The sequence below is a fragment of the Pseudomonas sp. Wu6 genome, assembly GCF_019891515.1.
Lineage (GTDB): Bacteria > Pseudomonadota > Gammaproteobacteria > Pseudomonadales > Pseudomonadaceae > Aquipseudomonas > Aquipseudomonas orientalis_A.
In genome coordinates, this window is sequence record NZ_JAFLXH010000049.1 from 1 (window position 1) to 24,642 (window position 24,642).

The following is a 24,642-nucleotide window of genomic DNA, read 5'->3' on the forward strand; positions in this document are numbered from 1 at the left end:
AGCAGCGCAGCTTTACGTTCTTCTGAATAGAAAGGCATGACCATACTCTTGCCGCCCCCGGAATGCTTTTCAAAAAGCGGGGGACACGACAACTACCCTGACACCGGGGGTGGGTAACGATCCTTCACCTGCAGAATCGCCTCCTCAAGATCAAAATGAGCACCCGGCATATGCAGTGCCGGGCCGGCCAGTCTCGCTTTTACTTCTTCCATCCTGGAACTCCGATCTGGTGTAACGCTGAAAGCGCTGATCTATTGCTCTGTTTTGGTTGAGTGTTCGTACACACGCAGCCGTTCGCCCCGATGATCACCATTGATATCAAATAGACAGCAAAAAGGTCGAGCCGACGATTTTAGAAGCGTGGATGACGCGATCGAGATCGAGCCGGGCCCTCTGAGTTTTTGGTGAGTAATAGTCAGTCTGCCCATACCCTTTGGACTAACAAGATGCGCCCCTAAAGAGGTGAGCGTTGCATCCCACTTACACCCCTCCGGACTCGTCCTCAGGCGTCCAGGACTTCACTTGCATTGACGGAAAACGGCGTGACGATGACGTAATGGTCATTGCCGGATACGCTGCGAACGAGCGTCATGCCATTCTTGCACGCTTCCCTGATCACACGTGGCGTTATGACCGTCATGCCGTTGTTCGAAACCCCTGATCGATCACAGTAAACTGACCCTGTGTACTGCGAACCCACCTGCGCAGCGTGCACCAAAAACGCATCGATCTTCACTCCCCAATCGAGAGACTTCGCAACCTCAACCTCCGGAGGAATATCAGATTTCAGTATTGATTTCCGTAAGGTATCAGCCACCACCACACTCCTCGCTTATCAAAATTCCACTACCTTTCCAGGATCGAAACCACATTCTTCGCCGGGATAACCTCTTTGATTGCTTACCAGTCGACAGCCAGAGAGCTCCACATCGATTGAGTAGTGGGTATGGCCAAAAATCCACCCATCAACCTTGTCGACGAAGGTGTGCCAGGCATTGAAGTAAGAAGCGCTCACATGCCCTTGGTGCTCGTTTGAGCACACTTCGGGTATGGGCGCATGGTGAGATATCACCACTGTCTTACCGACAAATGGCCTGTCCAGCTCAGTCGTCAGCCAATCCTTCGCATGGCGATTTCTAGCGGCCACGTCGTCGGGACGCAACCGTCGATAGTTTCGATCAGCGCGGATCACCCTGTAGTCGTTCATCGTCACGCGCGCCATCGACATTGCAGCGCTCACGTCGCCGGTAGCACTGAAATCCGTCCAGGCCGTTGTTCCCAGGAATCGGATCCCCCCTGTGGTATACGAATCGTTTTCGAGCACGTGTACATGGCTTGAAGCGGCAGCACGTGCTTTCTCGATGGTGCGGTCAAAGTGGCCTGTGTAGAACTCGTGATTGCCCAGAACGTAAAGGACATCGCAGCTGAACGTCTCATTCGCCCACCGCACGCCTTTGTCTAATTTGTGGATATCACCGGCAAGCACAACGAGATCTACCTCCAACTTGGGCAACTCGATTCCCGAGAACTCTAAGTGCAGGTCAGACAGGACGGACACTTTCATCAGCGCGGCTCTAGATTCGATTTAGGGGTAAATTGCAGATCCCCATGCTTCAAAAGGAAGGCAATGGGATGTACCTAGGCTGCCTCCACGTCTCCACCTCTGGGCTCCAAAGGATGGCGGACTATACCCTAAAAATTCCTTTACGCACAATATACGCTGTTTATCGGAACAATCATCGTGTGGCTCTATCCTCGTTTTTCGGACGACCATGGCGCTGAAGAACGAGATCGCGGCAACGCTGAAGGCAATCCGTCAACAGCGCGGGCTGAGCTATGACGACTTGAACGAATCGACGTTTCGTACCTCGCTCAGTCTGATCGAGCGCGGGAAAGCCGGGGTGACCATCGAGAAATTGTCTTCGCTCGCGCACGCGCTGGATTTCGACCTGATAGCATTTGTCGCAATGTGTGTTGCGCTTGAGCGCGGCCATTCACCTGATGAGGCGCTTGCAACAGCCCAGCATGAACTGGATCAATTTAAAGCTGTTGGTGGCCTGAACCTACTTCAGGAGCAATGGGAGGACGGCAATCCGGTCTCTCGTCCCCCTGGGAAGCCAGCGAAGAAGAAGAATATGAGTGCGGTACTCCAGTTGAAAGCAGAGGGAAAAACTCAGGCCGAAATCGTTCGGATACTGTCGCTCTCGCCATCAACGGTGAACCGGTATTGGCACTCAGATGCTTGAGCTACAGCAGACACGTCAGCCGCGTGAGGTGTTGAAGACCTTAGCTACGACTACGAGCGCGCGACTGCCATGCAGTTCCCAGATTCGGCAACCATCCACACTGGAATGGGCGCAAGCAGGCCCTGGGCTGTAAATCTGCTTTTCGTGCTGTAAACCAGCGGCTTTATAGTATGGAAACCGGCTTACAGTCATTTGTAGATGGTGAAGCACGTCAAATAATTCGTTGCCAAGTAGATATATTGAACACTGTTTTAACCTACACATTTAATCGTCAACGCAAAGCGAGCTACGCATGCATATAAAAACGATCACAGTGAAGAGCCTTAGCGAGTACACTGACGCCATTATCGAAATAAATAAAGAAACCAACACTGTTCATGGTGCTGCCTACAGAGGCCAAGCTAATGCCAATTGGCCTATCATCTCATCCCTCGCGAGAAGTCCGAGAACAAGATCCGGCGACTTAATTGAACGGGCTATTAGGGCTTTCAGAAAATTCAATGCTGAACGGCATGCTTACAGTTCGATGACATCGCAGACGAATTGGGACACCCTCGCCCTTGCCCAACACTACGGCATGCCAACAAGGCTCGTAGACTGGTCACTCTCACCTTTAGTCGCACTGTATTTTGCATTGGACAGCGTAAAATATAGAAAACATCCACTAATTGAATATCAGCACCTTGTAGCGGAATTTTCGGACGCAGATACGATCCCGGTGGATGTAGAGCACAACATGGGAATTGCGGAACATGACGCCGCTGTCTTTGTCATTCCAGCAGACGAACACAGAAAGGACATTTGGCTTGAAGCGGACTCGCTGCCAGAAAACGTGTTCGATGAAGTTGAGCAAGCCCACGAAAATGGCTTCTGCTTCTTCACACCTAACTATTTTAACGACCGTTTAAGGGCGCAGAGTGGAATATTTACTATCAGCACTAAAGCCGATGGTACATTCCCGCAAGAGGTGGCATACAAGATTGTCATTCACAAGCGAAGCATCGCTACCATATTTTCACATCTGATCCTGATGAATGTAGGTTCCAAGTTAATCTATGGCGACTTGGAGGGTTTATGCAGAGATTTGACATTCACTAATTTCGGAGGGTTTTCAACGCGCTACAGCGACTAAAAATTTGGCATTGCTGGCAGGAGTATTCACTTAAATGAGGTGCTGGATGTGGCGCTCCTTATTCTTCGGTGAGGCAATCAATTGCTCATAGGCTTGGCCAGGGTTGCGCCGTTTGGCCGAATCTTCTCTGGCGAACAAAAGTCCGCAGTGTGGCAATGGTTTGGGGGTGCTTGGGGGGCAGGCGTTACTCATTCGTTTTCCCCCTGCGCTATCAGGCAACGCAGAAGCCTTCGTCGACAGACGGAAGTATTCACTCCAGATGAGTGATACCGTCGATATGTTTGATGAGCCCACGATGGCCACTGAGAAAAACCACCTGCTGAAGTTCCTATTGAACGCCAGAATATATCGCCAGATGTCAGAGTTTCTCCTTTAGGGTCGGTACAGCCCGTACAACCGATTCAGCCCACGGCGCATGCTGAGCATATCGCTGCTGAGCCTAACAATAAGCATTACGACAGCCTGCCACAATAGAATATCGCACTGCCCGACCTCGATGCCCTGACTAATGAGGCGATCAACGAAAACCCGCGCAACTAAAACTCTGCGGTCTATGCACATAACCTGGGAGAGAAGGCTCCAAAGCTGTCTAATTGGCAACTGATGACTACTTCATGTGATGACGCCCGTACAGCGAGACGCATGCGCCTCCACATCCCGCTTTCATCGGCACTATCGTCCAAGTCCCAACAAAAACTCATCGACTCGTTCAAACAAATAGCTGTTCGGATCCGAACCCTTTTCCTTGGATTCCAAGAGATCTACGATCTCAGGCACTGATAGGGGTATGATCAACTTTCCATGTTCGCGCATCGCCCCCGCTATCACGGCCTTAGCTGAGTCCGCGCAGTCCTCGTGAGAAATCACTACTGCTACCTTTCTAAGCGCTGACGGATAGAGGTAACGCTCGGTAGTCACGATCTCATTCTGCGTGATGGGTTTGCTGTAATTTTTAAACTCGAAGACCACATACCTACTTCCAAGGTCTTCAAGCATGAGACGCCATACCTCGGCGGATTTTTCCCGTATTCGGCACACTAGGTCTCTACGATGCAACGCGTCCACAGTACTGGACTGTTCGTGCCATCCATGTAAGTCGTGCTCAAAGAGATATTTGAGCGCATCTACGCAGGCATCCTCGAAGTCAAATGCCATCTTAAGTCCTGGTTCAATCGCCAAGAGAGTATCGGCGAGTATTTTCCCTCGCTTGGGTGCCGGGGCCGGCGGAGCATTCAAACTGTCTCTGCTCCCGGAAAAAGGGACGCCATGACTAACAAGGTCTAAATTCTTCGACATATCAGCTTCAAACAGCTCTTGAAACTGAGCAAGTAGCTCCGGGAAAGGCGCAGCCATCTCGAACAGCATCGACTCGTCCCAGATTTCGATCGCAGCGAACAACTCAGCAGCTACCTCGAATCGATAACTGGTGGGGCAGGATATAGCTAGGATCGCTCTCGATGCGCCTATTGCCTTTCGGCAGTTCTCGGCATATTCCAAGGCACGAACGAAGGTCGTCACCGGGGGAGGCGAGGTTCTCCGGTAAAACTTGACCCCAACCGGTGTCAGCGAATTATGTTCCCCAAACACAATGTCCGGTTCCCAGCCGTAAAGACTCTCGGGCTCTTCCCTCACCTCGACCTCCCCCAATAGCCTCAGCAAGCGGGCAAGCAGCGAGGTGAAACTGAGAGAGGCTCGAATAGCTGCCGCACCTTGGTACCTGGTCATCTGATAGTCCTTTAAATTAAACGTGGACTCTGATGCATCCAAAGTCTAAACACCTTGCCCTCAACGTTTCGAGGCTGAAGTCTAAACTGTATTCAGCAGACAGTTCTGCCGATAGCTTACCTCCACGCATTTGACACAGTCCTCCTTGAGCGATTTTTTGAGTACTACGGCGATCCATACAGGAGGGTCACCTCTCGCCTGTTTCGCGCAATCCACCAGAAAGACGGTCAGACCAGCAAACTCCCATTCTCTGAAAGGCTACGATTGTGCCACGATGACCATCCGGCAAGATTCTCAAGGAATGGGTAAATGATCAAAGGGTTGGACAAGCTTCAGCGTGATCTGGCAGCAGCTGAGAAAGCGCTCAAAGAGCTGGATGGCACGCTTGGGTCTGTTGAATGCGACGCTCACGATCCTCTTAGCATCGAACAGGCCATCGCGAAAATGCATCAGGAGATCGACGCACGCGTGGGCTCCTATGCGTCGAATCCCTTCGTTAGGCCAATAGTCGACCAATTCAAGGAAACAGTCCGACAACACATCATTGACCAAGCGGTCAAAAAACGCCTTGGTGGGGGTGATGAATGAATGCCACCAACGTTTTCGCGAAGATCAATAACGCCATCCTAGATCTTCAAAACGCTCAGCATCAAACCTACGAGCTGCCTCTCAGGACACTTGCCCGTGCATTGGGTGATCCCTCCCTGGCCTCTATCAATGACCGACTTACAGCCGATGTTGACCTGAACGAGTTCATTGCGGCCAGCGGAGACGCACGCCGTGGCCAAGCTTTGAACTGGCCATTGGATGATGAGCAGAGGCTGGGGCTAGTTATCCTGCTCACTCAACGGATGGGAGACGATCCGAAGTTCGCCTTGAATTTCGGCCATGCGCACTTCAGCAATGGCAGCAACAAGATCATTGCAGGAGTCCATGGTTTCACAGGTCAGATACTGGCGCCATTCGCCCGAGACTACAAATCGTACGTTCAGACTCAACCGAAAAATCTACGCCCTGTACAAAGCTCTGCTCCTTCCAACAAAGTATTTATTGTTCACGGCCACGACGAAGCGGCGCTGCAGGGTTTGGCCAGATTCATCGAGCGGCTCCACCTGAAGCCTGTCGTGCTGCGCGAGATGCCTGATCAAGGCCAAACTATTATAGAAAAATTCGAAAATGAATCTGACGTTGCGTTTGCAGTGGTGCTACTTACGCCTGATGACGTTGGGGGAAAAGCCGAAACTGTTTCGGCCACGAACGCTAGAGCTCGGCAAAACGTGATTTTTGAGCTGGGATACTTCACTGGCAAGCTGGGCCGAGGAAAAGTCATGCTTTTGAAGAAAGGTCATCCAGAGATCCCGTCAGACCTCTTCGGCGTGCTTTACACCGAGATGGATACCAACGAAGCATGGCAAATCAAGTTGGTTAAGGAGATGAAAGCGGCGGGCCTCACGCCCGATATCAGCTCAATTTTATGAGGGTCGGCGCAAGGCAGTCATACGCTGCCTTGCTTACGCCCCCCCAAAGAAACCCGAGTGAAGCTGACCCGGCGCAATCCTTCGACCAAGTTTTTGAAAAAGCCTCACCTAAATCTACATCTGACAGCTGGCGGCAATTCGGGCGCTACAAGCTGATCGTGCCCTTCGATTTTACAAAATACTGGCATGCGCCATTGTAACGCCACTATTTGATGCTAGGATCCAAACTTTCCCATGGATGGAACACACAGATGAAGGCGCTGATCGACGTTATACCCACGGCTGAGCAGCTTGCGCTGTTCTCCCGAGTCACCTCTGGCGTTGATGTGATTCGAGGAGCAGCAGGGAGTGGGAAGACGACTACAGCCCTCCTCAAACTGCGCACCAGCGTGGCGTTCTATTTGAATCGCGCGCGGCGGCAGGCTGAACCGCGACCTGTGAAAGTCCTGGTACTGACGTTCAACAGGACACTTCGTGGCTACATAAACGAACTCACCGAGCGACAACTGGGTCAAGAACCTCTCATTTCGCTGGAAATAGCCACCTTCAACAAGTGGGCACAGCGCTTGACCGGCGCCCGGAACATCCTCGATCTGGACGTTGCATCAGCCCATCTTCGACGACTCGCCTCTGCCGCTGGGCTTGAGTCTGAATTCGCTGTTGAGGAAGCTCAATACGTTCTTGGTCGTTTCCACATCGATGAATTGGACGACTACTTGTCTGCACGTCGAGATGGACGAGGCGTGACGCCCCGGATGGAACGCCCGGCCAGGCAGCAGCTCCTGGAGCTAGTCATCCGACCCTACCTTCAATTTAAAACAGAGAATGACCAGACAGATTGGGGGGATCTGGCGTGCGAGCTAGCCGACACCCAGCTAGAGCAATACGATGTGATCGTGGTTGACGAGACCCAAGATTTCTCGGCAAATGAGGTACGAGCTGTGCTCAATCAGCGCTCGGCAGATGCCACAGTGACCTTCGTGCTCGATAGTGCTCAGCGTATCTATTCACGCAACTTTTCGTGGGTTGAGGTCGGAGTAAACCTGCGCCCGGAAAAGAGCCATACCCTACAGACCAATTACCGGAACACCCGTCAGATTGCTCAGTTCGCAAGCGCAATGCTTACAGGGCTCCCCATCGACGACAACGGGACAATGCCAAACTACGCTACCGCAAGGGCTGATGGCCCTAAGCCGATCGTCTTGAGAGGCTCGTACCGGGATCAGGTACGCGGGGCGATTGAGTTCCTACGAGACATTGATCTCACCCAACAATCTGTAGCGTTTTTGCACTACAAAGGCTGGTTTCGGGATCTGATTCCCGCTCTGAATCGTGCGGGTCTGCCCTTCGTTAGTCTGACCGGCTCTCCTATATGGCCAGAGGGGCCCGAGAACATTGCATTGTGTACCCTGCACTCCAGCAAAGGCTTGGAGTTCGATCACGTCATCATGATAGGCCTGGACGGTTCTGTTCTTCAGGTAGACATGCCTGATAATGAGGATCAAATCGACGTGGCAGAGCACGAACCATCAGCACGGCTGCGCCGCCTGGTCGCAATGGGCGTGGGACGCGCTAGGGAAAGCGTTCTGATTGGATTCAAGCCATCCGATGCGCCGGACATCATGCATTTCGTAAATGATGAGCTGTATGAGGGCCGGGATGTATGACCATTCAGGAGTTGACTAGGGAGAGAGGCATCGAGTCGATCCTCCACTTCACCACCAATCGCGGCTCCCTTGGGCTCTTTGCCTCAAGAGCGCTCAAATCTCGCCAGCGCCTTAACGCAGATCAACAGCTCAAGCACATCTTTCAACCTAATGCGCGTTACCGAGACAAGGATCGGGCTTGGCTGGATTATGCTAACCTTTCCATCAGCCAAATCAATACCGCGTTCTTCAGAACCTGCTCCGGCAGTTGGCATAGAGAGAAAGATTTTTTCTGGTGCATTCTGGATTTCACGCCTGAAATTCTGCTTCATGATGATGTCTGGTTTACGACGACCAATAACATCTACACCAACGTCAAGCGTGCGCAGGGCGCTGAAGGTCTGGAAGCCATCTTCCAGACCCCAATTCATCAGTACCAGGCAAATTACTCACATCGTCCCGCCACTCATCCGAGAAATCTCCCTACGTGCAACCAAGCCGAGATCCTGTACCCACAGGAGCTGTCGACAGACCATTTGCAACGTATCTATGTGCATTGCGACAATGACAGTGACGAGCTTGCGGGTCAGATGGCTGCAACGGGGCATTCCCCTGTCGAAGTAGTGGTTAGTCCAGAGCTGTTTGAAGGGATCAGGTGACTAGAGCAATGTCAGAAAATAGGCTGCAACGCACAATTTCCTCGGCGCTATGGGCAGCCTACGGCGACGCCCTGGGATTCCCGACGGAGCTTGCTTCCCATCACCTTGTTAGCGAACGACTCGGTCAGCCACGCTCAACCCGAACGGAGCAATGGCAGAGGATCGTCGGCGGAAGATTTGGCGCTCAGGTCATCCTTCCCGCAGGAAGCTATTCAGACGACACTCAACTGCGTCTTTCGACCAGTCGCGCGATCTCAGGCCAAGGATATTTTGATGTAGAGGCGTTCGCCAAAATAGAGCTGCCTATCTGGCAGGTGTATGCGCTGGGAGCCGGACGAGGAAGCAAGTCAGCAGCGAGTTCACTCTGCAACCGGGGCACCAACTGGTTCAGCAACTTCTTCAACGGGTATGTGAATGGTGGGGGCAACGGCGCAGCGATGCGCGTCCAACCTCACGTATGGGCCGCTGCAGACGTTACAAACAAGCCTTCGTATCTAGTTGATGTCATTCGCAATGCCATTTGCACCCATGGCCACATGCGAGGTATCGCTGGGGCCGTTGTGCATGCAGTTTCTCTAGCTCACGTATTCCAACACGGTCGCGTGCCCAGTGAAACAGAGTGGTTCCAATTTACATCCGATATTCGGAGTATCCCTTCTCTGATCAAAAGCGATTCGGAGCTAGCGACTTTCTGGGCGCCTACGTGGGAAAAGGCTAGCAACACGTCGCTTCAGATTGCAGTGGATCAGGTAGCGGCTGAATGGGAGGCTTCTGTCGGTAACGCGGCTAACTGTCTGGCTAACAGATCGGCATCCCCTGCTGAGCTTTATATTGAGATAGTCACCAGCGACAAGGGATTGAGTGCCGAAGAGCGAGGCTCAGGGCTCAAATGTGCGTTGTTTGCTAACGTCGCAGCGCTTCTGGGCCAGCGAGTAGGCTCCCAGGAGATCATTGAGCAGGTAGTCAATTTGCTCAACAGCGATACTGATACGATCGCTACCATGGCGGGTGCATTGATAGGCGCGGCACACCCAGAAGCCAAATACTTAGGTGAAATCCAAGATGAGCCTTACCTACGCCACGAAGCAAAGCGCCTGTACGCTATCAGTCAAGGTGAGCATGCTGAGAGCTTCACCTATCCAGACATGCTTTATTGGCAAGCCCCTAGGGCTGTAATTGATTCGTTGGAAGCCACGCTAGCAGGCTTTGAGCTCCTAGGTTTGGGCAAGGTTACCCCATCTGGTCGCATCTACTCCGGCAAACAAAAGTCCGCAGTGTGGCAATGGTTTGCGGGCGCTTGGGGGCAGACGTTACTCATTCGCTATCGCCCTGCACTATCAGGTCACGAAGAGGCCGTAGTCGACACTCGGAAGGCTTCACGCCCGGTGAGTAATACTGTCGATATGTTTGATGAGCCCACTATGGTCAGTGCGAAACAACCAGCCGTTGAAGCGCCTATTGAGCGTCATAATGTATCGCCCGAGGTGAGTGCTCCTCCTTTAGAGTCGGTACAGCCCGTACAACCGATACAGCCCACGGCGCATGCTGAGTACGTCGCTCCTCGCGAGACGGGAACCATTGAGCCTGGCAGAAATCATCACGATGGCCAGCAACAAGAGAACATCGCCCCGCCCGACCTGGATGCACTGACCAATGAGGCGATCAAGACATTTGATCCAACGGTCATAGGTCAGCACCTGTTAGACCTTTCTGAATTCCCCAATGGAATTTATCTCTGTGTGGCCTACTCATCGATCATCGCGAAGGCGCGTGTGGCCCGTCTGCGCAGTAAACGCAAAGAGCAGGTCTGACTCAGGAAGGACTCATTGGAGATCCAGGTCATCCAGGATGCGAATTCTGGATGACCTGAGCAGGATCTGGAGCAAGCGCAACGATCAGTACATGTCACAGTTCCTGCGGTTCGTGGCCCGACCCGGAATGAGTGCTGACGAGTCGTAGCGGGGAAACCGGTACGTTCAGAAAATACCGTCCACCCACCCATTCAGACGTCAGTCCAGAAGCAACCAGCACCTTCTTCCAAGTGGCATGGTCCAGCAAATCCAAAGCCCGCTGGACGAGCATGGAAACCTCTAAAGGGAGAAGATCGTCGTATTCTTCAAACTTGGTGAATCCTTTGCGACTGAGGTGGGTATGCGGGCCTGCCTAATCATGACTGGCTTGGTGCTTAGGTTCTGAAACCATCAGGGAAGACGCCTCATGCTCAAAACATTCAAGGTAGTCGCGAGTGCTTCGCGTATGCCTAAAACCGGTCAAAATGAGGTAATGCTCTGGACGGATGATTGGGACGACTGGTTTACCTACAGCACTCAGTACGTGGTTTTCGTATATGACGACAGCGGGAATCGTCATCGAATCGGAAACGTCAAAATTGGCCAGTTCGGCATGAAGCCAAAACAGCGCCGCCCGGATTTACAGGAAGAGTTTGAAAACATCGGGGATGAATTTTTCTCGGTCGGACAGGATGACGAGTACTACGAAAACCTCACCAAGCTCGGTACGGACATTCGTGATCGTGTGCTTAAGGGCCTAGGGGATATCGCACTCGATGCCGATCGCTGCCTAAGGGCCATGGATGAAAAGGTCACAGGCCTCTCCTTACTGAGATCTGTAACCAAGTCGACTATGGAGGGGCAATTTCGCCGACTTGCAACAGGCGGGGCCAGACTCAACGAATTTCGGTTTGTCTACACTACGCCTCCCGTTCGCAGGAAGGTCACTAAACGAGCCGTCTTGTCCTTTGAGGTCAAACCAAACTCAATGCCTCCGTCCAACATCCACGTCTTGATCGGGCGTAACGGGGTAGGCAAGACTCACATGCTTAACAACATGTCCAAAGCGATAATCGAGAAGGAACCGGATGAAGCCACGTTTGGCACCTTTGAATGCACCACAGACGAAAAATCCTCGTTTGCCAACCTAGTGTCGGTAACCTTCAGCGCCTTTGATCCCTTCGAGCCTCTCCCAAATCGCAAAGACCGCCTGGATGGCTTGCCTTGTGCGTACGTCGGTTTGAAGCGACCAGGCAAGAATACGAAAGGTGACCCGCTGCCGCCCAAGACCCCAGAAAAACTTTCCGAAGAATTCGGTGCAAGCGTTCTGGTATGCAGTCAAGGGGCTCGCTTGTCGCGCTGGCGCCGCGCCTTGGAAATGCTGGAGACCGATCCGATTTTCAAAGCCAATGACGTTGCTTCGTTGGCAGATCCTGAGATGGACGAGAAGGAGATACGGCTTGCAGCCCGTAGGCTCTTCGGAAAAATGAGTTCTGGCCACAAAATTGTACTGCTGACCATCACAAGGCTAGTCGAGACGGTAGAGGAGCGGACACTTGTCCTATTGGATGAGCCTGAAGCACATCTTCACCCCCCATTACTTTCAGCCTTCGTCAGATCTCTGTCGGATCTTCTGGTCAACCGAAATGGGGTGGCGATCATCGCGACCCATTCACCCGTAGTCGTCCAAGAGGTGCCGAAAAGCTGTGTTTGGAAAATCAGGCGTAGCGGGCGCTCAGTTATCGTCGAGCGGCCCGAAATCGAGACATTTGGAGAGAACGTCGGAATCCTGACTCGTGAGATTTTTGGCCTTGAAGTAACCGATGCTGGATTTCACAAGCTGTTACGAGAATCAGTCCAAAGTAGCGATACGTTAGCTCAAGCATTAGCCAAGTTCGACGGCGAGCTTGGTGGAGAAGCGAGAGCCTTGATCCGCGCACTGGTAGTAAATCGGGAAGGTTCGCAATGAATTCGATAGACCCACCAATCTTGGATGCCGGCGATACCTACACCACCTGTATCAGCAGGGTTAAAGATGCTGCGCTGAAAGCCCGACTGGCCGCCATCACCAATGACGTACGCACAGCGTCAGCCGATTATGTCGATAAGGCTCTGGAGAATCGACTGCATGAAGTACCGCGAATCGCGAATGTCGGAGGAGTAACTACCGCTGAATTGAAAAAGGTATATACCCAACACATGGCCGGGAAAAATGCCCCAGGCCGTGTTGCCTATGACGAGATTTTCAACTCCTCAGCCAAATGCTTGCTTTGTACCCAGCGAAAAGTGGACGCCTTGGATCACCATCTTCCTAAGGCTCATTACCCAGTATTGGCGGTAACTCCGGTCAATCTGATACCCGCATGCTCGGCCTGCAATAAAGCGAAGCTTGCGAGCGTTCCTGGGACTGCAGATGACTCAGCCCTTCATCCATATTTCGACCGTATTCAAGATGACCGGTGGTTGCATGGGCTCGTCGTTACGGGGATTCCGGCGGTGGTGAGGTTTCGAGTTCAAGCGCCTGCGCACTGGGCCACTCAGCTCACTAACCGTGTTCAATTGCACTTCGATGGATTGAATCTGGGAGATCTCTACTCCGCAGAGGCTGCCGAGGAACTCACGTCAATTCGTCATCAGCTAACTAATATCCACCGCACAGAAGGAATGCAGGCTGTTAGAGAGGAGCTCTTGGCTCGCTTCGAAAGTGCTGCTGCCGCCCAGTTGAATGGTTGGCGTGCGGTTACCTACGAAAGCTTTGCGATGAGTGACTGGTTTTGCGATGGCGGGTTCGCTCCTGTCTAATGAAACGTTTTTTTTCATCAAACTCGTAGGGAATTGCCACCTGCCAATTCTATTCGATCTCATAGCTAAACTTACTCATTTCATCCCCCGCAACCGCAAGCGCATCCGAGTGGGATATGCCGCCCACTCGAATCTGCGATGTGCTGATTTCTCAAGATCGCCTATGCAATCTTGTCGCTCAGGCCATCGATTCCTTTCAAACGCATGAGGCGATCCACCCTTTTTTTGTGGTCTCCAATTATACCGAATAGAAAGAAATTATCGCACGCTTCATTTGTACGCCGAACGACACCCTCTACTAATGAGCGTTTGATAAGCATAGTAGGGTTGGTGGCCGAATCCATATTGGCGATTGCACGAACAGGATCATAGTACTTATTGCCCTCACCATCACAAATGATATTGTTCAAGTAATAAACAATATCCATAAGTGTCAGAAAGGTCATCAAGGAAAACCCAGAATAGACGACACTTTCCCCTTGATAGGGTTCCGTATAACTGGATGCAGACGCGAACAAATCATATAGCATAGCTAATACTAATGAGTCCTTAGGTGTGGGTCGATAGACCTTACCACCTTTACTGATCAGCTCAACGCTTTGGAGCCCCCCCAGCTCAGGGTGAGTCTCACCAATCCCATCTTTGTGTGTCGAGTAGCGCCTTGCGAAAGTGTAGCTACTATTGGTCATGATGCTATAGTTATCAAACAACAGATGGCCAATACTATCTACATAAGCAGAGGAGTCCACCCTATTTTTATCGAAAAGATCATCAGCAGGAACCAAGACCCAGAATGCATGGCTTTTCACAGCGGTGAACCTAATCGCGTAGATTAAAGGCATTCCATAACGATCGGCAAAGCGCTTGCGCCTTTCAATATCAGTACGACTGCATTTAAATTTTAGCTTTTCTGTACTTTTCACTTCAATCATGCAGTTGAATGGCGGAGACTCAAAACTACTTACACCAGAGAGAAAAGAAGCCGGATGAAACGTCGCTTGGAAATCAGGAGTGATTTCATCCTCACTTACGATGGGTGTCTGATTGAGTGGTGTTATCGAACTACAGCACTCAAGCATTTTGCAAAGCAGCGCGAATTCATCTTCCTGAGATAAACTATTAATTATCCTGTTTATATCATCAACGTTTTCCTCAGAAACCAACTGCTTGAGAATAGACTCAAACGTCTCCTTTGAAGCAACCCCCTTAATCTCCTTAATTCTTTTGGCCAGCTCAACATTCGATACACTCTGACTTGGCTTTTCCATAACCGCAAAAATCCTTAACTTAGCCATTAATAACGCCCCACCAATTATAGCATAGGCAAGGCTCTTTTTTATGAGAGACCTCACCTAAAATCGAGGAACTTACTATATCTAATTCTTATCGACCAAATAATCGCTTTCGAGTAGTTCCGCCACCTCTCTGGGGTGTACGACTGACTTCCTACAAGCTCATATGCAGGCTAGACGGCCTAGAGAGCAGTCTAAAAAACGATGGGGGGGGGGTGACAGCTTGGGGAAAGGTGATGTCCTCCTGATCTGAGAGCTCCGGGGGTGAGTGGTTGGACGTATCTTACCCTGGCTCACAGGGCTGAGAGAGACCTGCTAAGCTGCACCTTGGTTCGCGTTCAAAAAAAACCATGAACGAACCTAAAATCGACGTAACCATATGTTTTATATATTATTTTAGTGCCATTTATACTTACACAACTACACAACACTAAGTAAATCGAGCGGAGTAATTGTTCGATTCCCTCTACCCGCTCCACTCAAATAGGTTCTCCTGTCATGCCACGGCTGACACGGGAAGCATAAAAAACCGGTCCCTGTGACCGGTTTTTTTATGCCTGGCGTTCAAGGGCCGTTAACGCCTGTGTTCGCGTCGCCCCAGAAAACTGTACAAATATAAAATTCTATACAAGTATTGTGCGTTGGGTACCAATACACATTGATCAACCGGTCGATCACGCCTAGGTCGGCGTCCAATGAGGTGCAATTCATGAATGTGCACATGCTGACCGAGCTGGCCGCGAACGGCGAGATCCGCGAGCTGCAATTGCTGTCGCTGGAAGGTGGCTTGTATCTGGCACGGGTTCGGCTGGATCGCGATGAAAAAACGCTGCAGGGCGATGACGGGCAGCCACTGCGCATCCGCTCCACTACCCATTTGCGCGACCTGCTGCAAGGGGTGCCCGCGTTTCCCTGCGTGCTGGTGCAACACAGTGTGCATGACGAGATGTGCGGGGTACGCGAAGGGCCGGTTGGTGGATTGCGCATTCCGTTTTCACTGAACGCGGCGCTCTAAGCTACATTTATTGTCGGACCCGTTTTCCGAGTATCAGCGACATTGATTTAAGCAGCGTCCTACCGACCGCAAGAAACCGGTTTCTCCCAGGGTTCACTGAGCGGATAGTTGCAGCGGACAGCCTCAAGGATCAATCCCATGTCATACGCCTGCAAATTCATGCCCTCCCCCGTCGGCCAACTCACCCTGGTAGCCCGCAATGGCAAGCTCGGTGCCGTGCTCTGGGAAACGGAAAGGGAAAATCGGGTGCGCCTGGGTGAACTGCACGAAGCCAACGATAGCCCGGTACTCCTGGAAACAGAGCGGCAGCTGGCGGAGTATTTCGCGGGTACGCGCAATCGTTTCGAGTTGGAACTGGATTTCTACGGCACTGACTTTCAGAAGCAAGTCTGGCAGGCTTTGCTGACCATCCCCTTCGGCGAAACCCGCAGCTACAGCCAGATAGCCCGGCAGATCGGCAACCCGAACGCCGTGCGCGCCGTAGGCGCAGCGAACGGGCGTAACCCCATCTCGATCATTGCGCCCTGTCACCGTGTCGTGGGGGCTTCGGGGGCACTGACGGGGTTTGCCGGCGGGCTTGAAGCCAAGCAGTATCTGTTGACGCTGGAGGATCGCGGCCAGGCAGCACTGGCGTTCTGATCACGGGCTTGGCACAGGCCCGCGAACAAAAGACACACAGTCGAATAATCGTTGGAAACCCAATTTTTGATACAGCGGGACAGCCATCATCGACCCCTCGAGAAAACACCTGCGCGCCCCAAGCCCCGAGGCCTGAAGCAGGGCCGACTGGATCAATCGCGTGGCATAGCCTCTGGCGCGAAAGCCGGTCAGCGTGCCGACGTCACTGAGCCTTGCCTGGCCCTCACACACTGACAAGGTCAACGCACAGCCCACCTGCCCCTCGACGGACAGGATGAAGTGATAAAGGGCTTCACCGGCATCCAGCGCCCGCTGGTGCCGCGTCTGATAATGGGCGACCGTCTCGGGCGATATCGAAAACGCACTGCCAAGCGGACTCGCCCACTCGTTCAAGTCACGCGTCAGGCTGATCTGCACGGCCTCCTCGCTAATCGATGGCGCGAAACGTGCCAAGGGGTGAACCATCGTGGTGCTCTTTTCGGCAGGCTCAAAACCAAGCCCGGTGAGCGCGTCGCGTAACCCGTCGACCTGTACCTCAGGCATCACGATGCGTATAGGCAATGCGGTACGGCGGATCAGCTGCAGAATCACCGGCGTCGTTTCGCGCAGGGGCGCGCAGCCCACGCGGATGAACAACGTATTCCACGGCGTGGAATTTTCCTCGGCAAAATAGGTATTGATACCGGCGGCATGTCGACGGTACACCGCGCAGGTCGCCGCGAAAAAATGATCTTCGGTCAAGTAGTAAAGCGCGGGTATGTCACGAGCGGCCTTTGCGTGCATAAGGACTGTCCAGGTCAAAAACCCAGTCTTGCGCTCATGGCTTCGCAGCGCCGTAGGCTCGCTCCTAAAACCCGGGCAGAAAAATGCCTGCTTTGGTCCGAAGGCCAAGTTGTAAAAAGAAATTTCAGCGACTCGTTGCGGTCAGTATTTTCATCACCCCCTTTTGAGGAAAAACGGTCATGAAATTCTCCGCTGTCTCCCAAACTCTATCGCGCTGGGCCGGCAGCCCCCGAACGTTCTACGCGGCGGTGGCGTTGATCCTGGCGTGGAGCCTGAGCGGGCCGTACTTTCATTACAACGACACCTGGCAATTGATCATCAACACCTCGACCACCATCATCACGTTCCTGATGGTGTTCCTGATCCAGAACACACAGAACCGCGACAACGACATTCTGCATATCAAGATCGACGAGCTGTTGCGTGTGTCCAAGGATGCCCAGAACGCCGTGTTGAGCCTGGACGGCCTGGACCGTAAAGAGCTTGAAAAGCTGCGCCAGGAATATCGCGATATCGGCAAAGCCGGCAGCTTGAGCCTCAACAGCAGTTGTGGCCCCGCCGCCGACGACGCGGCGCCGCCAAAAACCGATTTGAACCAGGCATAAAAAAACGGCGGTTGGAGATGATCCAACCGCCGTTTTCATTTCAAGGGGCTACTTCAACCGTCGCCTTGGTGGTCCTTGCCGTAGGTCGATGCCAGGGCCCGGGCTTTTTCCAGGCGCTCCTGCAACTTGGGCAGCGTCTCGTCCACCAACGCTTTTATCTCAGGCACATCCGACGCCGCACCTTCCTGCTTGAACAGGGCGATGGCGTCTTCGTTTTCCTTGACCTGCTGCGCGATATAGGCGGCGTCGAAGGAGTCGCCGTCCTTGAGTTCGGGCATCAGGGTTTCAGCCTTGTCGACGATCTTCTCCCGCGGGGCCACCGGCAGGTCGAGCTTTTTGGCGATCGCCGCCAGATGCTGGTTGGCCAGGGTGCGCTCGTTGATTACCTCAATGGTGTAATCCTTGATTTCCTGGGACGAGGTCTTGGCGTGCGCCATACGACTGGTTTCGATATCGGCCATGCCTTTGGCTGAAGCCTGCTCGATGAATTGGGCAGGCGACTGGGCGAAAGCATTGCTGGCGCCGAGGCCCAGCAGCATCGCGAAACTGGCGGTGCGTAACCGGATAGCCATGCGGCTCATGATGGGTTCCTCCAGGGCAAAAATAGGGGCAAGGGAACGGCTCCTTGCCCTGGATTCGAATTTTGCATGCGGCAAAGGTTTAGAAAAAACTTTGCAGTGCGACGAACGGTCGTTGCTGATTCAGGCGGGTTTGCTTGCAAACAGGCCTGGCAATGCGTGCGCCAGAGCGTTGACGGCGAACCCGATAAACATCACGCCGCACAGCTTCGTGATGAGGATTTCGTGACGTTGATACACCGTACGCACACGCTGGGCACCGACCACACCGATCAGGATCGCGTAGGCCAGCAGGCCGCCGATAAAACTCAGAAAAATCAGCGACGGCAGCATCGACCACGTCAGCAACTCGGCACGACTGGAGAGCAGTGCCGTGAAGGTCGCCACCGCCACCGGGTACGCCTTGGGGTTGGTCAGGCCGAACAGAATGCCGTGCCAGAACGGATGCCGCGCCGCGCCCTGAGGGGCGTCGCCGCTACGGCGCTGGGTGCGGATGGCGCGCCAGCCGAGCCAGAACAGATAGAGGCCGCTGAGCACGCCGAGTACATCAAACGCACTGCTGCCGACTTCCCGCGCCCCCACAATCGCCACCAGGGCGGTGCTGCACCACACCACGTCGCCGAGCAAATGCCCACCCAGGAAACCGGCACCGGCGCGACGGCCACGGGCGGCGCCGATGCCGAACACGGCCAACACGCCAGGGCCGGGCGTAATACCATAGATAAACCCGGAAGCAAGGACCGCTAACAGCAAGGATGGGGTCATGGGCGGGGCTCTGGCAAATTGTTGAACGAGACAGCGATTCTGCAGGTTCCGGGGCTACGGGTAAAACTTCATTTGTTGCGCCATTCCCTACGCCGGCAATCGTCCGCAATGCCCTGACGAACGGGACAAACGCTCCATCGGATGACGCTGTAGTATGGCGCACTACATATCACTACATCGAGGTTTGTATGTCTGTTATGTCTCTGCGGATACCGGAAGACGTCGCCGATACGCTTGCCAGTCTCGCCAAAGCGACCGGTCGCAGCAAATCGTTCCTTGCTGTTGATGCGTTGCGCGAATACCTGGCACGTGAAGCATGGCAAATCGAAGAGATTCAAAAAGCACTGGAAGAAGCCGATGCGGGAGATTTCGCGACACCTGCCGAGGTAAAAGCCGTCGCTGATAAATGGCGCAACAATGCAGGTTGAGTGGCTGAGGGCAGCCCTCAGAAACCTTGATGACGAAGCGGCCTTTATCGCTGAAGAAAACCCCAAAGCCGCCTCCGAGTTCGTCCAGGCGATGTTGACCGGGCTCGAACACATTGCGCAATTTCCCGCGCTGGGAAAAAAGGGCCGGGTCCCGGGGACGCGTGAATGGGTGCCGCCGCGATGGCCCTACATCGTTCCTTACCGTATTCGTGACGGGCGACTACAGGTCATGCGAATTTTTCATACCCGCCGTCAGCCACCCACCTCGTGGTAGCGACTGCTCAGCCCTCCAGCACACCTTGCACCCGCCCCTTCAACCACTGCAAACCGGCATCCCCGCCTCGTCGTGCGTGCCAGGCCAGCTCGAACGCAAACGATGGAATATGAAACGGCGGCGGTACGCTTATCAGGTGCGTGTGATCGATATCGAGCAGGCCCCGGGATGAGACGGTCAGGATCAGGTCCGTGCCCTGAATCAACTGCGGTGCCACGCCCCAGTGCGGCAGGCTGATTGCCACATGACGCCGCTCACGAATCGCGCTCAACGCACGCTCGATTTCCGGCGTGCCGCTGCCGCGCATTTCCAGCAGGACATGGGGGCGTGACAAGTAGGCAGGCAGGTCCAGCACACCGCCTTGCGGCAGGCTGTCGCGGTCGACCAGGCAGGTGTAATGCTCCTCGAACAAGGGCGTCGTGCGCAGTTCGGCCGGCACGTCAGGGAAGACCCCGGCGGCGAGGTCCAGATCGCCATTGAGTACGCCGTCGACCATGCCTTCGCGGCTGGCCTGGATGATTTGCAAGTCGATGCCCGGCGCTTCATGGCGTAGCAGACGCACCAAGCCGGGCAGGAAAATCGCCGCGCTGTAGTCCGACATCGCCACGCGAAACCGGCGCTTGGCCGACGCCGGGTCAAAACGGTTAGGCGCCAGCAGCGCCTGCACCTGAGCCAGGGCCTCTGCCAAAGGCGTGGCCAACTCCAGCGCACGGGCGGTCGCTATCAATGCGCCGCCCTGACGCACCAGCAACGGGTCGCCCAACAGGTCACGCAGGCGCGCCAGCGCATGGCTGACCGCCGGTTGGCTCAGGTGCAGGCGTTCGGCGGCGCGGGTGACGTGTTGCTCGCTGAGCAGAGCGTCGAGGATCACCAACAGGTTGAGATCGACACGTCGCAAGTCATTCATCAGCTGCATGCTCGGCATAAGAATTTGGAATTTAAATTTGCGCGACGAATAACCTAGAGTCCAGCAAAACCTCTGGGAGATTGGAAATGACAACGTTGCATTGGCTGGGTTTGTTGCTGCTGGCGGTGATTGCCGGCGCCGTGGTGCCGTTTCAGAGTGCGATCAACGCCAACCTGGGGCGCGGGCTCGGCCACCCGTTGTGGGCGACGCTGGCATCCCTGCTGGTAAGCATTATTGTGTTGCTGCCGGTGATCATCGCACTCCGGCTGCCCTTGCCGAGCCTGGCCTTTATTACCCGGGCGCCGCTGTGGATGTGGGCTGGCGGCGCATTTGGGGTGTGCTTCATTTCGCTGGCATTGATGCTGCTGCCCAGGCTGGGCGCATCAGGGTTTATCGCCCTGGCCATGGCCGGGCAGATTCTGGCGTCGTTGCTGCTCGACCATTTCGGGCTGTTCGGCCTGGCGCAGCGTCCAATGACAACGCCGCGGGCGCTCGGAGCGTTGTTTTTGGTGGCCGCGGTGGTGTTGATTCAGTTCAGCGCCACGCCGGTGCGGGCAGCGGCGACGGCGGGTTGATCAGCCGCGCTCAGCGGCCAGATGATTGATGTCGCGCTGCTCCACCACCGGTTGCGGCGCGCCATGGCTCACCGCCTGCAGCATCGCACGGCCGACGGTCTCGGTGCTGACAACCCAGCTCGGTTTTATCCGACGCAAAAACGAGAGCAACGGCCCGAGAACGCTGTAGAACGCCTGGTACAACGGCGTCTTCGAACGCACGCCGTGCAACGGTTGGATGATCCCCGGCCGGAACAGATAGACCGCCTTGAACGGCAAGCGCAGCAAGGCGTTCTCGGTCTTGCCCTTGACTCGTGCCCACATTGACTTGCCCCGCTCGGAGCTGTCGGTGCCGGCACCAGACACGTAGATAAACGTCATCTGCGGATTGAGCCGCGCCAGGGTGCTGGCGGCGACTAACGTCAGGTCGTAAGTGAGGTGGGTGTACTTGACTTCATTCATGCCCGCCGAGGAAACGCCCAGGCAAAAGAAGCACGCATCAAAGCCCTGCAGCAGGTTTTCCAGGGGTTGGAAATCCAGCATGTCGCCGTGCAACACCTGATGCAGTTTGCCGTGCTCCTGGGTCAACGGGGTACGGCCGACCGCGACGACTTCCTGCACGTCGGGCGCCAGCAGGCACTCGCGCAGCACGCCCTGGCCGACCATGCCGGTGGCGCCGAATAACAGAACTCTCATGGGGGACCTCAGCGGCAAGCCGCAAGCTTCATGCTCATGTTGAACGTGTTCAACCCGTAGCTTACCGCTTGCAGCTCGAAGCCGCCCCTATCAAAACGCGCTGCGAAAGATCTCCTCGATCTGGCGCTGATCCGCGCGCCGTGGGTTGGTCAGGCCACACGCATCCTTGAGCGCATTGCTCGCCAGCAGCGGAATATCCTGCAACCTGGCGCCGAGCTCACGCAGGCCGGCGGGAATTTCCACATCCTGGGACAAGGCGCGAATCGCGACGATAGCAGCCTGCGCGCCCTCTTCCGGCGTAATCCCCTTGATATCGGCACCCAACGCGCGGGCCACGTCACTCAAGCGCTTGGCACTGACACTGGCATTGAAACTCTGCACGTGGGGCAGCAGCACCGCATTGCACACGCCGTGAGGAAGGTCGTACAGACCACCGAGCTGGTGCGCCATGGCATGCACGAACCCCAGCGATGCATTGTTGAACGCCATGCCCGCGAGGAACTGCGCATATGCCATGTTCTCCCGCGCGGCCAAGTCGCTGCCGTCACGTACCGCCAGGCGCAGGTTGGCACTGATCAATTCGATGGCCTTGATTGCGCACGCGTCGGTGATCGGCGTGGCGGCGGTGGATACGTAGGCCTCAATGGCATGCGTCAACGCATCCATGCCGGTGGCGGCGGTGAGGCCCTTGGGCATGGCGACCATCAAGGCCGGGTCGTTGACCGACAGCAACGGCGTGACATTGCGGTCGACGATGGCCATTTTCACGTGGCGGGTTTCGTCGGTGATGATGCAGAAACGGGTCATCTCACTGGCCGTGCCGGCGGTGGTGTTGATCGCCACCAGCGGCAGTTGCGGCCGGCTCGATTGGTCGACGCCCTCATAGTCGCCGATACGCCCGCCGTTGGTGGCGCACAACGCGATGCCCTTGGCGCAGTCATGGGGCGAGCCGCCGCCCAGGGACACGACAAAATCGCAGGCACTCTGTTGCAGCAACGCCAGGCCCTTCTCGACGTTTTCCACATTGGGGTTGGGCTTGGCGCCGTCGTAGACCACCGAGTCGATGTCCTGCAACGCCAGTTTCTCGGCGATCATGCTGGCCACGCCGGCTTTGCACAGGCCCTGGTCCGTGACGATCAACGCCTTGCGAAAACCGTAATTGCGGATGGCGATCATGGCTTCGTCGAGGCAGTCGATGCCCATGATATTGACGGCGGGGATAAAAAACGTGCTGCTCATGGTCGATCCTCAGGGGTTTTATACCCACAGAATCCACCGGTACCGCTTGCCGTATCTTGACCAGGATCAATGCCGGCTCGTGATAAAGTCACCGTCCAGCCGATTTCGAGTAGACCCGCCGCAATGAAGGATTTCCAGGATATTGACGCCCACCTTGACGACTGGAGCGCACTGCGCGACGCCATCGACTTCAATGGGATTCTGATCGGCAACGGCGCAAGCCGCACGATTTGGGAAGACTTTGCCTACGACTCGCTGTTTGAAAACGCTCGCACAGTGGAAGAAAAGCCCCTGGGCCAATCCGAACTCAGCGTATTCGATGCGCTGCAGACCCGCAGTTTCGAGCAAGCCCTGGGCGCGCTGAAAACCACCAGCCGCGTCAACAAGGCCCTGGCGGTCAGCTCGGCGGCGCCACGCAATCGCTACTACGCGATCAAGGAAGCACTGATCAATACGATCCACACCGTGCATATTCCCTGGCGCCTGGTGCAGCCTTCGACCCTGGCGACCATCAACGCGGAACTGGCCCGCTACACCACGGTGTTTACCAGCAATTACGACCTGCTCAATTACTGGGCAATCCTGCACACGCCGGGTATCGACGACCTGTTTCGCAGCGCCGATTCAAGCTTTGACCTGCGCGACACCCGCACTGACGCCACGCGCATTCTGTACCTGCACGGCGGCCTGCACCTGGTGCGCAACCTCGACGGTACCGCGCGCAAACTGCCGTCCACCGACAGCACGTTGCTCAGCAGTTTCGCGATCAACAACACGATCAAGACGCTGGACGATGTGCCGCTGTTCGTCAGTGAGGGCAAGGTGGAGGAAAAGCTCAAGACCATCCGCAGTTCGGATTATCTGTCGTTCTGCTATGAACAGTTGCTCACTCACCAGGGCACGCTGTGCATCTTCGGCCATGACCTGGGGCCGCAGGATAAACACCTGGTGGATGCGATCCGCCAGGCCAACATCACCACCCTGGCCATTTCGGTGTCGGGGCGCAGCGATGGGTTCATTCGCCAGCAGAAGCAGCGGTATTCGCAGTTGTTCGAAGGTACTGGCATGGAACTGAAATTCTTTGCCGCGCGTACCCACCCACTGGGTAATCCAACGCTGTCAGTGCCTGTCGAACACTGATCCAGTGAACGGAGAAGACCAACTGTGGGAGGGGGCTTGCCCCCGATGACGGCCTCTGGGCCGACCAGGATGTTGGGTCAGATCGAGTACATATCCGTTTCTGCGGTAACGGCCACTTAGGGTTCCGCCCTGACGGCGGCTCACTTTTGAAAAGCGCAAAAGTAAGCAAAACGCTCTTGCCCCACCACTCGGCACCTCGCTCATGCTCGGTGTGCCCTCTCTCCGGCTTGAATCCGTGGGCCGCCGCAA

General features: G+C 54.8%; 26 protein-coding genes. 16 read left to right on the forward strand and 10 right to left on the reverse strand.

What is annotated here, in order from left to right; genetic code table 11:
• Positions 1–502: 502 nt before the first annotated feature.
• The gene (locus J1G34_RS24385) at positions 503–817 is read right to left on the reverse strand and encodes a hypothetical protein (RefSeq protein WP_347709502.1); all 315 of its coding nucleotides are present in this window, start codon (positions 815–817) and stop codon (positions 503–505) included.
• 18 nt (positions 818–835) lie between these two features.
• Positions 836–1,564, reverse strand: a complete 729-nt coding sequence (locus J1G34_RS24390) for a metallophosphoesterase (protein ID WP_222994750.1) — start codon at positions 1,562–1,564, stop codon at positions 836–838.
• 208 nt (positions 1,565–1,772) lie between these two features.
• On the opposite strand from J1G34_RS24390, the gene J1G34_RS24395 reads away from it, so the two are divergent.
• Entirely contained in the window at positions 1,773–2,246 is a 474-nt protein-coding gene (locus tag J1G34_RS24395) for a helix-turn-helix domain-containing protein (protein ID WP_222994751.1), read from the forward strand.
• A gap of 292 nt (positions 2,247–2,538) precedes the next feature.
• Positions 2,539–3,378, forward strand: a complete 840-nt coding sequence (locus J1G34_RS24400) for an FRG domain-containing protein (RefSeq protein WP_222994752.1) — start codon at positions 2,539–2,541, stop codon at positions 3,376–3,378.
• Between the two features lie 672 nt (positions 3,379–4,050).
• On the opposite strand, the gene J1G34_RS24405 is transcribed toward J1G34_RS24400, so the two are convergent.
• Positions 4,051–5,103: a hypothetical protein gene (locus J1G34_RS24405; protein ID WP_222994753.1), complete on the reverse strand. Its 1,053-nt coding sequence runs from the start codon at positions 5,101–5,103 to the stop codon at positions 4,051–4,053.
• Between the two features lie 309 nt (positions 5,104–5,412).
• Between J1G34_RS24405 and J1G34_RS24410 the strand changes: the two genes are divergently transcribed.
• The 7 genes from J1G34_RS24410 to J1G34_RS24440 all read left to right on the forward strand — a co-directional run bounded on the left by J1G34_RS24410 (position 5,413) and on the right by J1G34_RS24440 (position 13,478).
• Positions 5,413–5,691, forward strand: coding sequence for a hypothetical protein (locus J1G34_RS24410; RefSeq protein ID WP_222994754.1), 279 nt, complete (start codon positions 5,413–5,415; stop codon positions 5,689–5,691).
• Entirely contained in the window at positions 5,688–6,581 is an 894-nt protein-coding gene (locus J1G34_RS24415) for a TIR domain-containing protein (protein ID WP_222994755.1), read from the forward strand. The genes J1G34_RS24410 and J1G34_RS24415 overlap by 4 nt, the downstream gene beginning before the upstream one ends.
• Positions 6,582–6,832: 251 nt before the next feature.
• Positions 6,833–8,248 carry an AAA family ATPase gene (locus J1G34_RS24420; RefSeq protein ID WP_222994756.1) on the forward strand — a complete coding sequence of 472 codons (1,416 nt, stop codon included), beginning with the start codon at positions 6,833–6,835 and terminating at the stop codon, positions 8,246–8,248.
• Entirely contained in the window at positions 8,245–8,886 is a 642-nt protein-coding gene (locus J1G34_RS24425; protein WP_222994757.1) for a DarT ssDNA thymidine ADP-ribosyltransferase family protein, read from the forward strand. Before J1G34_RS24420 ends, J1G34_RS24425 begins: the two co-directional genes overlap by 4 nt.
• 8 nt (positions 8,887–8,894) lie before the next feature.
• A complete protein-coding gene (locus J1G34_RS24430) occupies positions 8,895–10,697 on the forward strand; it encodes an ADP-ribosylglycohydrolase family protein (protein ID WP_222994758.1) in 1,803 nt (600 codons plus the stop codon).
• Between the two features lie 406 nt (positions 10,698–11,103).
• The gene (locus J1G34_RS24435; protein WP_262411955.1) at positions 11,104–12,645 is read left to right on the forward strand and encodes an ATP-binding protein; all 1,542 of its coding nucleotides are present in this window, start codon (positions 11,104–11,106) and stop codon (positions 12,643–12,645) included.
• Positions 12,642–13,478, forward strand: a complete 837-nt coding sequence (locus J1G34_RS24440; protein ID WP_222994759.1) for a hypothetical protein — start codon at positions 12,642–12,644, stop codon at positions 13,476–13,478. The genes J1G34_RS24435 and J1G34_RS24440 overlap by 4 nt, the downstream gene beginning before the upstream one ends.
• A gap of 161 nt (positions 13,479–13,639) precedes the next feature.
• On the opposite strand, the gene J1G34_RS24445 is transcribed toward J1G34_RS24440, so the two are convergent.
• Positions 13,640–14,746, reverse strand: a complete 1,107-nt coding sequence (locus J1G34_RS24445; RefSeq protein WP_222994760.1) for a hypothetical protein — start codon at positions 14,744–14,746, stop codon at positions 13,640–13,642.
• 733 nt (positions 14,747–15,479) lie between these two features.
• On the opposite strand from J1G34_RS24445, the gene J1G34_RS24450 reads away from it, so the two are divergent.
• On the forward strand, positions 15,480–15,785 hold the full coding sequence (locus tag J1G34_RS24450) for a DUF6482 family protein (RefSeq protein ID WP_065893457.1): 306 nt from the start codon (positions 15,480–15,482) through the stop codon (positions 15,783–15,785).
• A gap of 138 nt (positions 15,786–15,923) precedes the next feature.
• Positions 15,924–16,424, forward strand: coding sequence for a methylated-DNA--[protein]-cysteine S-methyltransferase (locus tag J1G34_RS24455; RefSeq protein WP_065893456.1), 501 nt, complete (start codon positions 15,924–15,926; stop codon positions 16,422–16,424).
• On the opposite strand, the gene J1G34_RS24460 is transcribed toward J1G34_RS24455, so the two are convergent.
• A complete protein-coding gene (locus tag J1G34_RS24460) occupies positions 16,425–17,207 on the reverse strand; it encodes a GNAT family N-acetyltransferase (protein ID WP_222994761.1) in 783 nt (260 codons plus the stop codon).
• Positions 17,208–17,386: 179 nt separating this feature from the next.
• Here J1G34_RS24460 and J1G34_RS24465 point away from each other — a divergent pair, with 179 nt between their 5' ends.
• A complete protein-coding gene (locus J1G34_RS24465) occupies positions 17,387–17,812 on the forward strand; it encodes a low affinity iron permease family protein (protein WP_065886209.1) in 426 nt (141 codons plus the stop codon).
• A 53-nt stretch (positions 17,813–17,865) separates the two neighbouring features.
• Here J1G34_RS24465 and J1G34_RS24470 read toward each other — a convergent pair whose 3' ends face one another.
• Together J1G34_RS24470 and J1G34_RS24475 are read right to left on the reverse strand one after the other, a co-directional pair.
• Entirely contained in the window at positions 17,866–18,393 is a 528-nt protein-coding gene (locus tag J1G34_RS24470) for a DUF4142 domain-containing protein (protein ID WP_065886208.1), read from the reverse strand.
• 120 nt (positions 18,394–18,513) lie between these two features.
• A complete protein-coding gene (locus J1G34_RS24475) occupies positions 18,514–19,155 on the reverse strand; it encodes a LysE family translocator (protein ID WP_065893452.1) in 642 nt (213 codons plus the stop codon).
• A gap of 188 nt (positions 19,156–19,343) precedes the next feature.
• On the opposite strand from J1G34_RS24475, the gene J1G34_RS24480 reads away from it, so the two are divergent.
• Together J1G34_RS24480 and J1G34_RS24485 are read left to right on the forward strand one after the other, a co-directional pair.
• On the forward strand, positions 19,344–19,583 hold the full coding sequence (locus J1G34_RS24480) for a CopG family ribbon-helix-helix protein (RefSeq protein WP_065893451.1): 240 nt from the start codon (positions 19,344–19,346) through the stop codon (positions 19,581–19,583).
• A complete protein-coding gene (locus tag J1G34_RS24485; protein ID WP_065937355.1) occupies positions 19,573–19,857 on the forward strand; it encodes a type II toxin-antitoxin system RelE/ParE family toxin in 285 nt (94 codons plus the stop codon). Before J1G34_RS24480 ends, J1G34_RS24485 begins: the two co-directional genes overlap by 11 nt.
• A gap of 7 nt (positions 19,858–19,864) precedes the next feature.
• On the opposite strand, the gene J1G34_RS24490 is transcribed toward J1G34_RS24485, so the two are convergent.
• Entirely contained in the window at positions 19,865–20,773 is a 909-nt protein-coding gene (locus tag J1G34_RS24490) for a LysR family transcriptional regulator (RefSeq protein WP_425335679.1), read from the reverse strand.
• 77 nt (positions 20,774–20,850) lie between these two features.
• Between J1G34_RS24490 and J1G34_RS24495 the strand changes: the two genes are divergently transcribed.
• Positions 20,851–21,339 (forward strand): DMT family transporter, encoded by a 489-nt coding sequence (locus tag J1G34_RS24495; RefSeq protein WP_222994762.1) that lies wholly within the window; start codon positions 20,851–20,853, stop codon positions 21,337–21,339.
• On the opposite strand, the gene J1G34_RS24500 is transcribed toward J1G34_RS24495, so the two are convergent.
• Positions 21,340–22,014, reverse strand: a complete 675-nt coding sequence (locus J1G34_RS24500; protein ID WP_065893447.1) for an NAD(P)H-binding protein — start codon at positions 22,012–22,014, stop codon at positions 21,340–21,342.
• A gap of 90 nt (positions 22,015–22,104) precedes the next feature.
• Positions 22,105–23,253, reverse strand: a complete 1,149-nt coding sequence (gene yiaY, locus J1G34_RS24505) for an L-threonine dehydrogenase (protein WP_065886202.1) — start codon at positions 23,251–23,253, stop codon at positions 22,105–22,107.
• A gap of 123 nt (positions 23,254–23,376) precedes the next feature.
• Between yiaY and J1G34_RS24510 the strand changes: the two genes are divergently transcribed.
• Positions 23,377–24,393 carry a DUF4917 family protein gene (locus tag J1G34_RS24510; RefSeq protein WP_065893446.1) on the forward strand — a complete coding sequence of 339 codons (1,017 nt, stop codon included), beginning with the start codon at positions 23,377–23,379 and terminating at the stop codon, positions 24,391–24,393.
• Positions 24,394–24,642 lie beyond the last annotated feature (249 nt).